At 72.5% G+C, this 13,846-nt stretch carries 11 protein-coding genes; 7 read left to right on the top strand and 4 right to left on the bottom strand.

Translation table 11 applies throughout. From position 1 onward, the window contains the following. Positions 1 to 366 precede the first annotated feature (366 nt). The 4 genes from AC0VX6_RS21165 to AC0VX6_RS21150 all read left to right on the top strand — a co-directional run bounded on the left by AC0VX6_RS21165 (position 367) and on the right by AC0VX6_RS21150 (position 1,932). Positions 367 to 867, top strand: coding sequence for an HNH endonuclease (locus AC0VX6_RS21165; protein WP_019611059.1), 501 nt, complete (start codon positions 367 to 369; stop codon positions 865 to 867). Between the two features lie 173 nt (positions 868 to 1,040). Next, complete coding sequence (locus AC0VX6_RS21160; RefSeq protein WP_475465741.1) at positions 1,041 to 1,292, top strand: type II toxin-antitoxin system Phd/YefM family antitoxin; 252 nt, start codon at positions 1,041 to 1,043, stop codon at positions 1,290 to 1,292. Further along, positions 1,289 to 1,702, top strand: a complete 414-nt coding sequence (locus AC0VX6_RS21155) for a PIN domain-containing protein (protein WP_475465739.1) — start codon at positions 1,289 to 1,291, stop codon at positions 1,700 to 1,702. The genes AC0VX6_RS21160 and AC0VX6_RS21155 overlap by 4 nt, the downstream gene beginning before the upstream one ends. Before the next feature lie 26 nt (positions 1,703 to 1,728). After that, positions 1,729 to 1,932 (top strand): FmdB family zinc ribbon protein, encoded by a 204-nt coding sequence (locus AC0VX6_RS21150; protein ID WP_017566030.1) that lies wholly within the window; start codon positions 1,729 to 1,731, stop codon positions 1,930 to 1,932. A gap of 38 nt (positions 1,933 to 1,970) precedes the next feature. Here the strand turns inward: AC0VX6_RS21150 and ilvD are convergent, their stop codons facing one another. Continuing rightward, the gene (ilvD, locus tag AC0VX6_RS21145; RefSeq protein ID WP_274974318.1) at positions 1,971 to 3,833 is read right to left on the bottom strand and encodes a dihydroxy-acid dehydratase; all 1,863 of its coding nucleotides are present in this window, start codon (positions 3,831 to 3,833) and stop codon (positions 1,971 to 1,973) included. A 243-nt stretch (positions 3,834 to 4,076) separates the two neighbouring features. Then, positions 4,077 to 4,862 (bottom strand): nuclease-related domain-containing protein, encoded by a 786-nt coding sequence (locus tag AC0VX6_RS21140; RefSeq protein ID WP_274978209.1) that lies wholly within the window; start codon positions 4,860 to 4,862, stop codon positions 4,077 to 4,079. Positions 4,863 to 5,074: 212 nt separating this feature from the next. On the opposite strand from AC0VX6_RS21140, the gene AC0VX6_RS21135 reads away from it, so the two are divergent. Then, positions 5,075 to 6,514, top strand: coding sequence for an amidase (locus AC0VX6_RS21135; RefSeq protein WP_274974317.1), 1,440 nt, complete (start codon positions 5,075 to 5,077; stop codon positions 6,512 to 6,514). 113 nt (positions 6,515 to 6,627) lie between these two features. On the opposite strand, the gene AC0VX6_RS21130 is transcribed toward AC0VX6_RS21135, so the two are convergent. Next, the gene (locus tag AC0VX6_RS21130) at positions 6,628 to 7,947 is read right to left on the bottom strand and encodes an MFS transporter (protein WP_475465737.1); all 1,320 of its coding nucleotides are present in this window, start codon (positions 7,945 to 7,947) and stop codon (positions 6,628 to 6,630) included. A 195-nt stretch (positions 7,948 to 8,142) separates the two neighbouring features. On the opposite strand from AC0VX6_RS21130, the gene malQ reads away from it, so the two are divergent. Beyond that, positions 8,143 to 10,176: a 4-alpha-glucanotransferase gene (gene malQ / locus AC0VX6_RS21125; RefSeq protein ID WP_274974315.1), complete on the top strand. Its 2,034-nt coding sequence runs from the start codon at positions 8,143 to 8,145 to the stop codon at positions 10,174 to 10,176. A gap of 169 nt (positions 10,177 to 10,345) precedes the next feature. Here malQ and pepN read toward each other — a convergent pair whose 3' ends face one another. Next, the gene (gene pepN / locus AC0VX6_RS21120; RefSeq protein WP_274974314.1) at positions 10,346 to 12,892 is read right to left on the bottom strand and encodes an aminopeptidase N; all 2,547 of its coding nucleotides are present in this window, start codon (positions 12,890 to 12,892) and stop codon (positions 10,346 to 10,348) included. Between the two features lie 213 nt (positions 12,893 to 13,105). Between pepN and AC0VX6_RS21115 the strand changes: the two genes are divergently transcribed. Next, the gene (locus AC0VX6_RS21115; protein WP_475465734.1) at positions 13,106 to 13,741 is read left to right on the top strand and encodes a mycothiol-dependent nitroreductase Rv2466c family protein; all 636 of its coding nucleotides are present in this window, start codon (positions 13,106 to 13,108) and stop codon (positions 13,739 to 13,741) included. Positions 13,742 to 13,846: the final 105 nt, after the last annotated feature.

Genomic DNA, 13,846 nt, shown 5'->3' with positions numbered 1-13,846 from the left:
ATCCACCGCCATCCACCCGGGTGTGCCCGGCGCGGCGCCAGTGTGAAAAGGAGCGCCGCCAGCGCACAATGGAGTCGGGAAAAGGGGGAACACGCGGTTTCTGGGCGGCCCAGCGCAAATTGGGGTGGCGCCGGAGCGGTCCGACCACGCAAACTGAATGCGGGACGCAACTCGGCGGGACCACCGGGAGGTCCGTGTGGCAAGGCGTACGGAACCATCGATCCTCGGATCGGTGCACAGGGAGGTCTCCTGGCTGGCCGATCGGCTGGCCGGGGAGGAGACACGGCCGTCACAGACGACGGCTGGGGCGACGCGATGAGCGCCCGAAGCAGCCGGGAGGGTGGCACAGGCACCGCCCGCCGCCACGTGCTGCTGCTCAACGCCAGCTTCGAACCACTGACGACACTGCCTCTGCGCAGGGCGATCCTGCTCGTCCTGAGGGAGAAGGCGGAGGTCGTCCACCAGGACGACGCGGGCGCGATACTGCACTCGGCGACACGCTCCTACGACGTGCCGTCGGTCATCCGGCTCCGACGCTACATCAGCGTCCCCTACAGCCGCAGAGTGCCCCTCACCAGGGTCGCCCTCATGCGGCGCGACAGGCACACCTGCGGCTACTGCGGAAAGAAGGCCGAGACCATCGACCACGTCATCCCGCGCAGCCGCGGCGGCGCGCACGTGTGGGAGAACGTGGTCGCCGCGTGCAAGCCGTGCAACCACCGCAAGGCCGACAAGTTCCTGGACGAACTCGGCTGGGAGCTGCACGTGACCCCCAAGGTGCCCAAGGGGCCCCACTGGCGCCTGATCAACGGTGACCTCCACGGCGACCCCCAGTGGGAGCCGTACATGGCCCACCTGGCCGCCTGATCCGGCGGAGCCGGGACCTCGCGTCCCACCCGGCGCCGCCCCCGACCCCGACCGCCCCCCGGCACACGCGCCGGGGGGCGGTCGCGTGTCCCGGCGCCTTTCCCATCACCACGGTGACGAACGTTCTCCATTTTCTGTCCAGACAGTCTAGACTGTGACCGGAGGTGATCGCCATGAGATGGCAGGTACAGGAACTGAAGCAGCGCACCAGCGAGGTCCTTCGTGCTGTGGAGAGCGAGGGCGACCAGATCATCACGCGCCACGGGCGTGAGGTCGCGGTACTGGTGGACATGGAGGAGTACCGCAGGCTGAAGGGGCAGTCCGGAGGTTTCAAGGAGCTTCTCGGCTCGGTACCTCCGCTGGACGTGCTCGACGAGGTCCGCGTTCCGGACCTCGGACGCGAGATCGACTGGGGCGAACGTTGAGCTTTCTCCTTGACACGAACGTCCTGTCCGAGTTGCGCCGACGCGAGCCGGACCCGGGGTTTCTGAGGTGGTGGGACGAGGTCGAGGACTCGGATCTGTACATCAGTGCACTCGTGGTGGGCGAGATCCGGCTGGGAGTCCGCACACTGCACCACCGCGGCGACCGTGCCCAGGCGCAACGGTTGTCCGACTGGCTTCACCTACTCGTCCGCGCCTACGGCGACAGGATCGTTCCCGTGGACGTGGGAGTCGTTCTCGAGTGGGCTCCGATGAACGTTCCTGATCGGATTCCCGTGGTCGACGGTCTGATGGCGGCCACCGCCAAGCACCATGGGTGGACGTTCGTCACCCGTAACACCAAGGACGTCGCAGACCGGGGAGTGAGGCTCCTGAACCCCTTCACGGGGTGAGCCGGGGCCAGCCGTATCCTGACCGCATGCCCAGATACGACTTCCGCTGCCGCGAGTGCGGCGACACCTTCGAGCTCTCCCGTCCGATGGCGCGGGCCGGCGACCCGGCGACCTGCCCCCAGGGGCACGGCGACACGGTCCGGCTGCTGTCCACCGTGGCGGTGGGCGGACGCGCGTCCGCCCCCGCGCCCTCCGGTGGAGGGTGCTGCGGGGGCGGCTGCTGCTCCTGAGGGTGGGGGCGGTCGCACCGCCCCCACCTCCGGGTCCGCTACCTCTCGACCTGGGACACGTCGCGCGCGGCGCCGGTCGAGGCCGAGGTCGCCATGGCCGCGTAGGCGCGCAGCGCCGCGGTCACCGGTCGCTGCCGGTCGCGCGGCCTGAAGCGGCCCAGCTCCTTGAGCAGGCGCTCGCGGCGCGCGTCGAGCTCCTCCGCGGAGACCTCCAGCACGATGCCCCGGTTGGGGATGTCGATGCTGACGATGTCGCCGTCCTCCACCAGCGCGATGTCACCGCCCGCGGCGGCCTCGGGGGAGGCGTGGCCGATGGACAGCCCCGACGTGCCGCCGGAGAAGCGGCCGTCGGTGATGAGGGCGCAGGCCTTGCCCAGGCCGCGGCCCTTGAGGAAGCTCGTCGGGTACAGCATCTCCTGCATGCCCGGGCCGCCCTTGGGGCCCTCATAGCGGATGACCACCACGTCACCGGGCTCGATCCGCTTGTTGAGGATGCCGTCCACGGCGTCCTCCTGGGACTCGAACACCTTGGCCGGTCCGGAGAAGGTCCACAGCTCCTCCTCCACACCCGCGGTCTTGACGATCGCGCCGTCGGGGGCGAGGTTGCCGAACAGCACCGCCAGGCCGCCGTCCTTGGTGTAGGCGTGCTCGACGGAGCGGATGCAGCCCTTCTCCCGGTCGGTGTCCAGGGTGTCCCAGCGGGTGTCCTGCGAGTAGGCCTTCGTGGTGCGCTTGCCGCCGGGGGCGGCGTGGAACAGCTCCACGGCCTCGGGCGAGACGGTGTCGGAGACGATGTCCCACTCGGCGATGAACTCGCCGACCGTCTTGCCGTGCACCGTGGGCAGGGAGGTGTCCAGCAGGCCGCCTCGGGCCAGCTCGCCCAGGATGGAGGGGATGCCGCCCGCCCGGTGCACGTCCTCGATGTGGTACTTCTCGGTGTTCGGCGCGACCTTGCACAGGCACGGCACCCGGCGCGAGACCGCGTCGATCTCCGGCAGGCCGAAGCCGACGCCCGCCTCCGTGGCCGCGGCCAGCAGGTGCAGGATCGTGTTGGTGGAGCCGCCCATGGCCACGTCCAGGGCCATGGCGTTGCCGAAGGCCTCGGGGGTGGCGATGGACAGCGGCAGGACGGAGGAGTCGTCGTCCTCGTAGTAGCGCTTGGCTGCCTCCACGACCAGGCGTCCGGCGTCCTCGTACAGGGCGCGGCGGGCGGTGTGGGTGGCCAGCACGGTGCCGTTGCCGGGCAGGGCCAGGCCGATCGCCTCGGTGAGGCAGTTCATCGAGTTGGCGGTGAACATGCCCGAGCAGGAGCCGCAGGTCGGGCAGGCGGCCTCCTCCATCTCGTCCAGCTCGGCCTGGGAGACGCTCTCGTCGGCGGCGGCGATCATGGGGTTGATCAGGTCCAGCTTGCGCACGGTGGTGGCGGTGCCGTCGACCACCGTGACCTTGCCCGCCTCCATAGGGCCGCCGGAGACGAACACCGTGGGGATGTTCAGGCGCAGCGCGGCCAGCAGCATGCCCGGGGTGATCTTGTCGCAGTTGGACACGCACACCAGGGCGTCGGCGCAGTGCGCGTTGACCATGTACTCGACCGAGTCGGCGATCAGCTCGCGGCTGGGCAGGGAGTAGAGCATGCCGCCGTGGCCCATGGCGATGCCGTCGTCCACGGCGATGGAGTTGAACTCGCGGGGGACGCCGCCCGCCTCGCGGACGGCGTTCGCGACGACCTCGGCCACCTCGCGCAGGTGGACGTGGCCCGGGACGAACTCGGTGAAGCTGTTGGCCACGGCCACGATGGGTTTGCCGAAGTCCTCGCGCTCCACACCGGTGGCGCGCATGAGGGCGCGCGCGCCGGCCATGTTCCTGCCGTGGGTGACGGTGCGTGAGCGTAGGGCTGGCATGGGGTGGGCTCCCATCGTTACGGGTGTTTCCCTTCGATGGTAGTCCTTCGTCGCACCGCTCTGGTCTCGGAGTGGAAGACGGGCTATCCGGATCGTGAGACGCCGGTGGTGGGGCGGCCGGTCGGGGGCCGGGCCGCGGCCGTGGTGGGGACGCGGAAAAGCCCCTGGACACGGGAAGGGCCCGGGTGCCACGGCGCTGTGGTCCGTCCCGGGCCGGGGTGGTGTCAGGGGGGTGGGGGCGTCTCAGTACCTGGGCGGCAGGGCCTTCATCGCGGCCTGGTAGATCTCCTCGATCTCCTTCTCGGTCAGGCGGTCCCGGCCGCTGCGCAGCCACTTGCGGACCTTGGTGCCGGTGATGATGTCCACGCCCCGCAGCCGGTGGCTGTCCCAGGGCATGCCGGGACCGTAGATGGCCAGCGACGCGCGCACCTTGATCTCGCGCCCCAGTTCGGAGCTGATCAGGTCCTGCGCCCGCTTGGCCTCCTCCAGGGCCTCGTCGATGCGCTCGTTCTTGCTGAACCGCCCGTGGTAGAGCTTCTCCAGCTTGTTGCGCAGCGGCAGCCGCTTGTCCCACGACTCGGAGTCGATGGCGAACGCGCCCCGCCGACCCACGATGAAGTGGTCGATCTGGCCGTTGCCGCCGGGCACCGCGCGCGCGTGCAGGACGCGGTAGCCGACCTGCTTCATCACCTTGAGCTGCGCTTCGGTCTTGCGCTGGGCCGCCGAGGGCTTGCGCCAGCGCGGGATCTCCGACTCGCGCCGGGAGGAGTACACCATGACCCCGGCCAGGGTGAGGACGCCGAAGGTGACGCCGGTCCGCCAGTCGGAGGTGAGCAGGCCGACCAGGACGGCCACCACGGCGGCGCCGCCGCCGCGTACCATCCACCTGCGGACGGAGCGGTTGGAGCGCAGGGCGCCGTAGACCGCCTTGCCGCCCGAGGTCTCCTTCTTCTTTCTCTGGTTGGGGAAAAAGAGGGATTCGGGCCTTTCGGGGTCCGATCCCCCGGACGATGGAGTGGAGCCGTTCACTCTGGTAGCCGATTTCACGTCGGACAGGTTAGTTCGATCCATATCCGAGTCCTAGTGCATTACTTCTCACACTTTTCTAACCCCGTTCCTCGGCGCCCAAGCGTGTCGGCCGCCTCGGGACAGGGAATGCTTACCCTTCGGTCGGTCTCTCTGGAGAAGTCGAGTCCTCCTCACGGTGGTGCCCTGCGGTGTGCCCGCTAACCTGACTCGCCATGACCCAGATCCATGACCTTCCGGCCCATCGGCTCCTCGCGATGGTCCGCAGTCGTGAGCTGTCGCCTACTGAGATCACTGAGCACTTCCTGGACCGCACCGAGAGGTATGACCACCTCGTCGGCGCGTACATTACGGTCACCCCGGAAAAGGCGCTCGAACAAGCCCGTTACGCGCAGAACCGGGTGATGGCCGACACGCCAGAGGCCCTGCCGCCGCTCCTCGGGCTCCCCGTGCCCGTCAAGGACCTCGACCCGGTGGCCGGGGTCCGCCTCACCCAGGGGTCACCGGTCTTCCGCGACGCCGTCGCCCCGACCGACTCCGGCACGGTCGCCCGGATGCGCGCCGCGGGCGCGGTCCTGCCGGGAAAGACCAACACCCCCGAGTTCGGGTCGAGCTGCTACACCGAGAACGCCGTCGCCCCGCCCTCCCGCAACCCCTGGAACACCGACCTGTCCCCGGGCGGCTCCAGCGGAGGCGCCGCGGCGGCCGTCGCCGCCGGACTCGCCCCCGTGGCCCAGGGCAGCGACGGCGGCGGCTCGATCCGCATCCCCGCCAGCGCGTGCGGGCTCTTCGGCCTCAAGCCCACCCGCGGCCGGATCTCCGGCGCGCCCCTCAAGCCCGACCTCGCCGGCCTGTCCACCGCCGGACCCCTCACCCGGGACGTCCGGGACGCCGCCCTCCTGCTGGACGCCATGGCCTTCTCCGGACCGGGCGACCACTTCACCGCCCCGCCCCTGCCGCCCGGCGAGACCTTCGCCGACCACGCGGGCCGCGAACCCGGGCGCCTGCGCATCGGCTGCCACACCACCACCGGCTCCGCCCGGATCCCCGTGCACCCCCACGTGCTGGCCGCCCACGAGGAGGCCGTCCGCCTCCTGACCGACCTGGGACACGAGGTGGAGGAGGTTCCCGCCCCCGGGGACGCCCACTTCGGCGGATCCTTCATGGCGGACTTCGGGGTGGTCTGGGCGGCGATGGCCTCGGCCACGCCGGTCGACCCCGCCCGCGAGGCCGAACTGAGCCCCCTCAACCAGTGGCTGCGCGAGCGGGCCCGCGCCACGCCCGTGCCCGACTACATCGCCGCCTGCGCCCGCCTCCAGCGCGGCGTCCGCTCCCTCGTCGCCGCGACCGGACACCTCGACGCGGTGCTCTCGCCCGTGCTGGCCGCGCCTCCGGTCCCGCTGGGGCACTTCACCGGCGACGGACCCGAGGAGGAGTTCCGCCGGATGACCGCGTTCGCGCCGTTCACCTCGGTCTACAACGTCTCGGGACAGCCCTCGGTCAGCGTCCCCCTGCACTGGTCGCCGGAGGGGCTGCCGATCGGCGTCATGCTCACCGGCCGCATGGGCGGCGAGGGAACCCTGTTGTCGCTGTCGGCGCAGCTCGAACGCGCGCGCCCCTGGGCCCACCGCGTCCCGCCGCTGCGCACCGGCTGACCGGACGCCGCTGCGACGGCCGGGACCGCCCACCCGGTGGTCCCCGCCACAGGCGCCGACGGCGGCCCCGGTGGGGGACCAGCGCGGAGCACGCGCTTCCGGCGGCCCGCGCCTCAGCGGGGATCGTCGGACGCGGCCTCGGCACCCGCCGCGGCACCGTGCACCGGCGGGGCCTCCAGCACGCTCCCCCCGACCTCCTCCGGGTCGAGGCCGTCCGCCTCCTCGGCGGCCTCGGGAGGCGGCTCGGGCACGAACAGGCTCAGCAGCGCCGACACCAGCACCAGCACCGCCGCGCCCAGCACACCGCCCGCGATACCCATGAGGTCGATCAGGCCGCCGGACAGCGGACCGGCCACCGCCCCGCCCACGCCCAGCGCTGTGGACATCCACCCGAAGGCCTCGGCCCGCCGCCGCGCGGGGGCCAGGTCGCCCAGACGGCCCATGACCGCGGCCAGGGTCGGCGCCAGCGCCATACCGGACAGGAACAGCAGCGGTGTGACCAGCAGCGGAGTCGGCAACTGCGCGATCGGCGGCACGAACGGCACCAGCACCGCCACGCCCAGAGCCGAGCCGAAGCAGCGGCGCACCAGGTGGGGACGGCCGCGCAGCGCGCCCGCGATGGCCCCGCCCACCAGCGACCCCAGCGCCCACACCGACGCCAGCACCATCACGTACTGCGGGGCGCCGAGCTCGTTGGCCCACGCCACGATCACCAGATCCACGCCCATGATCCCGCTGACCATCAGCAGGCACATGAGGAACAGCGCCACCAGCGCCGGGCTGCGCAGCAGACTCCGGCGCGGACCGGGCGGCTCCTCACCGGCTCCCTCCCCGGTCGGCGCGGGACCGGTCACCCCGGCCCGGCGCAGCCCGAGCGCGAACCCGGCCGAGCCGAGCAGCGCCACCACCGACAGCAGCACCAGCGCCCAGCGGGCACCGGCGAAGGCCACCACGCCCGCGGTCATGATCGGGGAGAAGACGAAGAGCAGCTCCTGCGTGGTCGCCTCGGCCGCGTAGATCGCCTGCCGTTCGGGGCCCCGCGTCAGCCGCGGCCACAGCGCCCGCACGATCTGGTTGGCCGGGGAGCCGAACAGCCCGGTGCCCAGCGCCAGCGGTAGTGAGAGCCACCACAGCCGCTCGGGCAGCAGGACCAGGCCCAGCAGCCCCGCGCTGAACACCACGCCGCACACCAGCACCAGCCGGTCGGTCCCGCCCCGGTCGGCCATCCGCCCGCGCAGCGGTCCCACCAGCGCGATGCCCAGGGTGAAGGCGCCCGCGACCAGCCCGGCCAGGGTGTAGGAGCCGGTCCACCCCTCCACCAGGAAGGTGACCGCGATCATCAGCCCCGGCATGTAGAAGCGCGCGGCCAGGGACCAGGCCAGCAGGGGAAGGACGTGGGGGACGGCGAAGAGCCGTCGGTAGTTCGCGAGCACATCCCGATTATGCAGATGTCCAGGACACGGGGCGATCGATTTGACGGTCTGTGCAGAGCATCCGTTTGTACGTGCTGGACAGTCCGGAAGCGCCGCGCGGGGAGCCGTTATCGGCCCGCACCCGGGACACGTTCTGGTCCCACGCCGGAACGGCCTCCGGTGTACGGAGCCCCTGGTAGGGCATGATCGGATTCTGTGAGGGACGTTCAGCTGGCACGGTTGGCAGAGCAGCACGGAGTCGCGACGACCTACGAGGACTGGCGGGGGCGCAGGGTCCCGGTCAGTCCCGACACCATCCGCCATGTCCTGGCGGCCCTGGGCGTGGACCCGGCGGCCCCGGACGCCGGGGCGGCGCCGGACCCGCTGCCGCCCGCGGTGGTCGTCCGCGAGGGCAAGGCGCCCGACCTCGTGCTCCCCGAGGGGTCGCACAGCGTCGTCGAGACCTCCGGCGGCTCCCTGCTGCCCTTCGGCCCCGGACTGCCGCTGGGCGTGCACACCCTGCGCGTCACCGACGGCGCCGCCGAGCACACCGCGCCCCTGCTCGTGGCCCCCGACCGCATCGAACCCAGCGCGCTCAGGGACCACCCGCGCCTGTGGGGCGTCATGGCGCAGGTCTACAGCGTGCGCTCCCGCGCCTCCTGGGGCACCGGCGACCTGCGCGACCTCGCCGAGCTGGCTGACTGGAGCGCGCGCGACCTGGGCGCCGACTTCGCCCTGATCAACCCGGTGCACGCCACCGAGCCGCTGCCCCCGGTGGAGCCCTCGCCCTACCTGCCGGTCAGCCGCCGCTACGCCAGTCCCCTCTACATCCGCATCGAGGACGTGCCCGAGTACGCCCGGCTCGACCCCGCCCAGCGCGAGGGCATCCAGCGCCTGGCCCGGCCGCTGCGCGAACGCGGCCGCACCGCCGACCTCCTCGACCGCGACTCCGTGTGGAGGGCCAAGCGCGCCGCCCTGGAGGTGCTCTTCGAGGCTCCCCGCGCCCCCGGCCGTGAGGCGTCCCTGCGCGCCTACCTCGAACGCGAGGGCCGACCGCTGGTCGAGTTCGCCACCTGGTCGGCCCTGGCCGAGCGGCACGGCACCGACTACCGGACCTGGCCGCAGGGGCTGCGCGGGGTCCACGGCCGCGACGTCGGGGAGGAGGCCCTGCGCCGGTGGCCCGCCGTGGAGTTCCACCGCTGGCTCCAGTGGATCCTCGACGAGCAGCTCTCCCAGGCGCAGACCACCGCCGAGACCGGCGGGATGGCCGTCGGCATCGTGCACGACCTGGCCATCGGGGTGCAGGCGGGCGGCGCGGACGCGTGGATGTACGGGGACGCGCTCGTGCCCGGCCTGCACGTGGGGGCGCCCCCGGACGAGTTCAACCGGCAGGGGCAGGACTGGGGCCAGCCGCCCTGGCACCCCCGGCGCCTGGCCGGGCGCGGCTACGAACCGTTCCGCCAGATCCTGGCCCAGACGTTCCGCTACGCGGGCGGGGTCCGCATCGACCACGTCATGGGCATGTTCCGGCTCTGGTGCGTGCCCGAGGGCGCCTCCGCGGACGAGGGCACCTACGTCAGGTTCGACCACGAGGGCATGGTGGGCACGCTCGCCCTGGCCGCCCACCGGGCGGACGCCGTCGTGGTCGGGGAGGACCTGGGCACCGTGGAGCCGTGGGTGCGCGAGCACCTCGCCGACCGCGGGGTCCTGGGCACCTCCGTGCTGTGGTTCGAGCAGGACGCCGACGGCCGCCCGCGCCCGCCGGGGGAGTGGCGCGCGGACTGCCTGGCCACGGTGGCCACCCACGACCTGCCGCCGGTGGCTTCGTTCCTGTCCACCGAGCACGTGGAGCTGCGCGACCGGCTGGGCCTGCTCGGCCGCCCCGTGGAGGAGGAGCGCGCCGACGCCGAGTCGCGCGTGGAGCGCTGGCGCGAGCTCCTGGTGGACCTGGGCCTGCTCGACGACGACGTGGACCCGGTGGCCGACCCGGCCGCCGTGGTGGCGGCCATGCACGCCTACCTGGTGGCCACCCCCGCCCGCATGATCGGAATCGCGCTCACCGACGTGGTGGGGGAGCGGCGCATGCAGAACCAGCCCGGCACCAGCGACGAGTACCCGAACTGGCGAATCCCGCTCACCAGCGGCGAGGGCGAGCCGGTCCTGGTGGACGAACTGCTCGCCGACCCGCGCATGGTGGCGCGCATCCGCCGCACCCTCGGGCCGGTCGGCCGGCGGGACCACGCCCCCTAGCAAGTCGGCCGGAACCGTCGCCGGTGCGACGCGAGGGGCCCGACCCGCGTCCGACCCCGTGCCGTGCTCGAATCCCGGGGCCGGCCCGGGGCCACGGCGCGCGGCGGGGCCCGGCGCACGCGCGCCCGCCCCGCCTGCGACGGCGGAGCGGGCACGCGGTCCCCGCGTCCTACTCCTGACGCTCGCCCGCGGCGATGTCGGTGGCCCGGGCGCGCAGGGCCCGCTCCACCCCCGCGCGGCCCTCGACCAGCAGGCGGCGCAGCGCCGGGGCCGGGTCGGACCCGGCGATGTAGGCGTCCGTGCGCTCCAGCGTCGCCTCCTCCACCAGGCCGCTCGGGTACACCACCTCGGCGAAGGTCTGCGCGAACTCGCCCGTCCACTTCTCCCAGGCCGGGCCCAGCTGCGCGAAGTACCTCTCCACGTACGGCCGGTACAGCTCGGCCTGGCCCGGCTCGGTGAAGCCCAGCAGGACCGCGCGGAACTCGGCGTTGGCCAGCTCCTCGCCCACGATCCGCTCCCACGCCGCGGCCTTGGCCCCGGCGGTGGGGATCGCGGCGCGGGCCCCGGCGGCGTTGCGCTGCCCGGCCGCCGTGGCGTCGCGCTCCAGCTCGGCGGCGATCTCCGCCTCCCCGGCCTTGCCCGTCGCGACCAGGCGGCGCAGCAGCGTCCACCGCAGGTCGGTGTCCACGACCAGCCCGTCCACGGTGATCGCGCCGTCCAGCAGGCCCCGGACCAGGGACAGGTGGGCGTCGCTCACCGCCGAGGCGGCCAGCGCGTTGGCGTAGGCCAGCTGCAGGTCGCCGCCCGGCTCGGCCGCGGTCAGCAGCTCGCGCAGCCGCTCGGAGAGCTGCTCGAAGCCGAACGGGCGCCACGCCGGGTCGGCGTACATGTGCAGGGCCGAGTTGGCCTGGCGCAGCAGGGTCTGGGCGACCATGACGTCGTTCACGCCGCTGATCCCGGAGATGACCAGGGAGACGTAGTCGCGGGCGGCCATCTCGCCGTCGCGGGTCATGTCCCAGGCGGCGCCGAAGGCCAGCGCGCGGGGCAGGGACTCGCGGATCTCGCCGACGCCCTCCACCACGGTGCGCAGGGAGCGCTCGTCCAAGCGGACCTTGGTGAAGGTCAGGTCGTCGTCGTTGATCAGCACCAGGTCCGGCCGGGCTCTGCCGACCAGCTCCGGCACCTCGGTGCGCTCGCCGCGCACGTCCAGCTCCACGCGCTCGCGGCGCACGACGCCCTCGTCGGTGCGGTCGTACAGACCGATCGCCAGCCGGTGCGAGCGCAGCGTGGGGTGGTCGGCCGGTGCCTCCTGGAGCACGGTGAACGAGGTGAAGCGGCCCTCGGCGTCCACCTCGAACTCCGGACGCATCGTGTTGACGCCCGTGGTCTCCAGCCAGTCGCGCGACCAGCCCGACAGGTCGCGGCCCGAGGCGGCCTCCAGGTGCTTGAGCAGGTCCCGCAGCTCGGTGTTGCCGAACGCGTTCTCCTTGAAGTAGGCGCGCACGCCCGCGAAGAACGCGTCCACGCCCACGTACGCCGCGAGCTGCTTGAGCACCGAGGCGCCCTTGGCGTAGGTGATGCCGTCGAAGTTGACCTCGACCGCCTGGATGTCGACCATGTCGGCGGCGACCGGGTGGGTGGAGGGCAGCTGGTCCTGGCGCAGCGCCCAGCTCTTCTCCACGTTCGCGAACGTCGTCCAGGCGTCGGTCCACTTGGTGGCGTTGGCCTGGCAGTACACGCTGGCGTAGGTCGCGAACGACTCGTTCAGCCACAGGTCGTCCCACCAGCGCATGGTGACCAGGTCGCCGAACCACATGTGCGCCATCTCGTGCAGGATCGTCTCGGCGCGGCGCTCGTAGCGGGCGTCGGTGACCCTCGAACGGAAGACGTAGTCCTCCAGGAACGTGACCGCGCCCGCGTTCTCCATGGCGCCCGCGTTGAACTCGGGCACGAACAGCTGGTCGTACTTGCCGAACGGGTAGCGCAGGTCGAACAGGCCGTGGAAGAAGTCGAAGCCCTGCTTGGTGACCTCGAACAGGGCGTCGGAGTCCAGGTGCTCGGCCAGCGAGGCGCGGCAGTACAGGCCCAGCGGGATGCCGTCGTGCTCGTCGCGCACCACGTGGTACGGGCCCGCGATCAGCGCGGTGATGTAGGTGGACATCACCGGCGTGGCCGGGAAGTGCCAGCGCACCCGCTCCTCGCCCGCGGCCTCGCGCTCCACGTCGGGCGCGCTGTTGGACACGACCTCCCACGAGGGGGGAGCGAACACCGTCAGCTCGAAGGTGGCCTTGAGGTCGGGCTGGTCGAAGCACGCGAACATGCGGTGTGCGTCGGCCGTCTCGAACTGGGTGTACAGGTACACCGAGTCGTCGACCGGGTCCACGAACCGGTGCAGGCCCTCTCCGGTGCGCATGTACACGGCGTCGGCGACGACCGTCAGCTCGTTGTCCGCGGCCACCTCGGGAAGGGCGAGGCGCTCGCCGTCGAACAGTTCGGCCGCGTCCAGCTCGGTCCCGTTCAGCGTCGCCGTGCGGATCGCTGGGGCGGCCAGCTCGACGAACGTCCGCGCCCCGGGCTCCGGGCTGGAGAACCGGATCACGGTGGTGGACCTGAAGGTCTCGGCACCGGTGGTCAGGTCCAGCTCCACGGCGTAGGAGTCGACGCTGAGAATCCGCGCCCGCTCACGAGCCTCGTCCCGTGTCAGGTTCCCTGCCACGCCACGCTCCCTCCACGGCCGCCGTCCCCGCCGGCCGGATCGTTGCCGACCACGGCGAGTCCGCCGCCTGGGGTGGAGCGTCGTCGGGGCCGGGGGTCGTCTTCCACTCGCCCCGATCCTGCCACGCGAGGGCACGGAATGCGCAACCGATAGCCGGGGTTGCACTCCTACGACCCGAAGTGTGCACACCTTTTCCCGATACGAGGAGCAGCGATGACGCAGACCCCAGACCCCGGCGACGGGCAGGAGACCGTCCAGGCGGACATGTGGTTCGACCCCGCGTGCCCGTGGGCCTGGATCACCTCGCGCTGGCTCGTCGAGGTGGAGAAGGTCCGGCCGGTCCGCGTGCGCTGGCACGTGATGAGCCTGGGCGTGCTCAACGAGGGCCGCGAACTGCCCGAGGACTACCGCGAGAGCATCGACAGGTCCTGGGAGGCGGTGCGGGTGTGCGTCGCCGCCGAACAGCGCTTCGGCCCCGAGGTCCTGGGCGGCCTCTACACGGCCCTGGGCACCCGCTTCCACAACGGCGGCGAACCGCGCACCGCGGACACGATCCGCGCCGCGCTGGCCGAGGCCGGACTGCCCGAGGACCTGGCCGAGGCGGGCACGTCCACCGACCACGACGAGGCCCTGCGCGCCTCGCACGCCGAGGCGATGAAGCTGGTCGGCGAGGACGTGGGCACCCCCGTGGTCCGGGTCGCCGACACCGCCTTCTTCGGACCGGTCGTCACGCCGATCCCGCGCGGCGAGGCGGCCGGCAGGCTCTGGGACGGCGTGCTCCTGGTCGCCGGGACCGACGGGTTCTTCGAACTCAAGCGGACCCGCACCCGGGAACCCGTCTTCGACTGATCCGCGACCGCCGGGCCGGGGCGCGCGCCCCCGGCCCGACGGGGCGGACGGCCGCGGTGCGCCCGGACGGGTGCACACTGGAGGCGAACACCGGCGGCGGGCAGG

The organism is Nocardiopsis sp. iso_25 (assembly GCF_056173305.1).
This window is presented reverse-complemented; position numbering and strand designations above follow the sequence as displayed.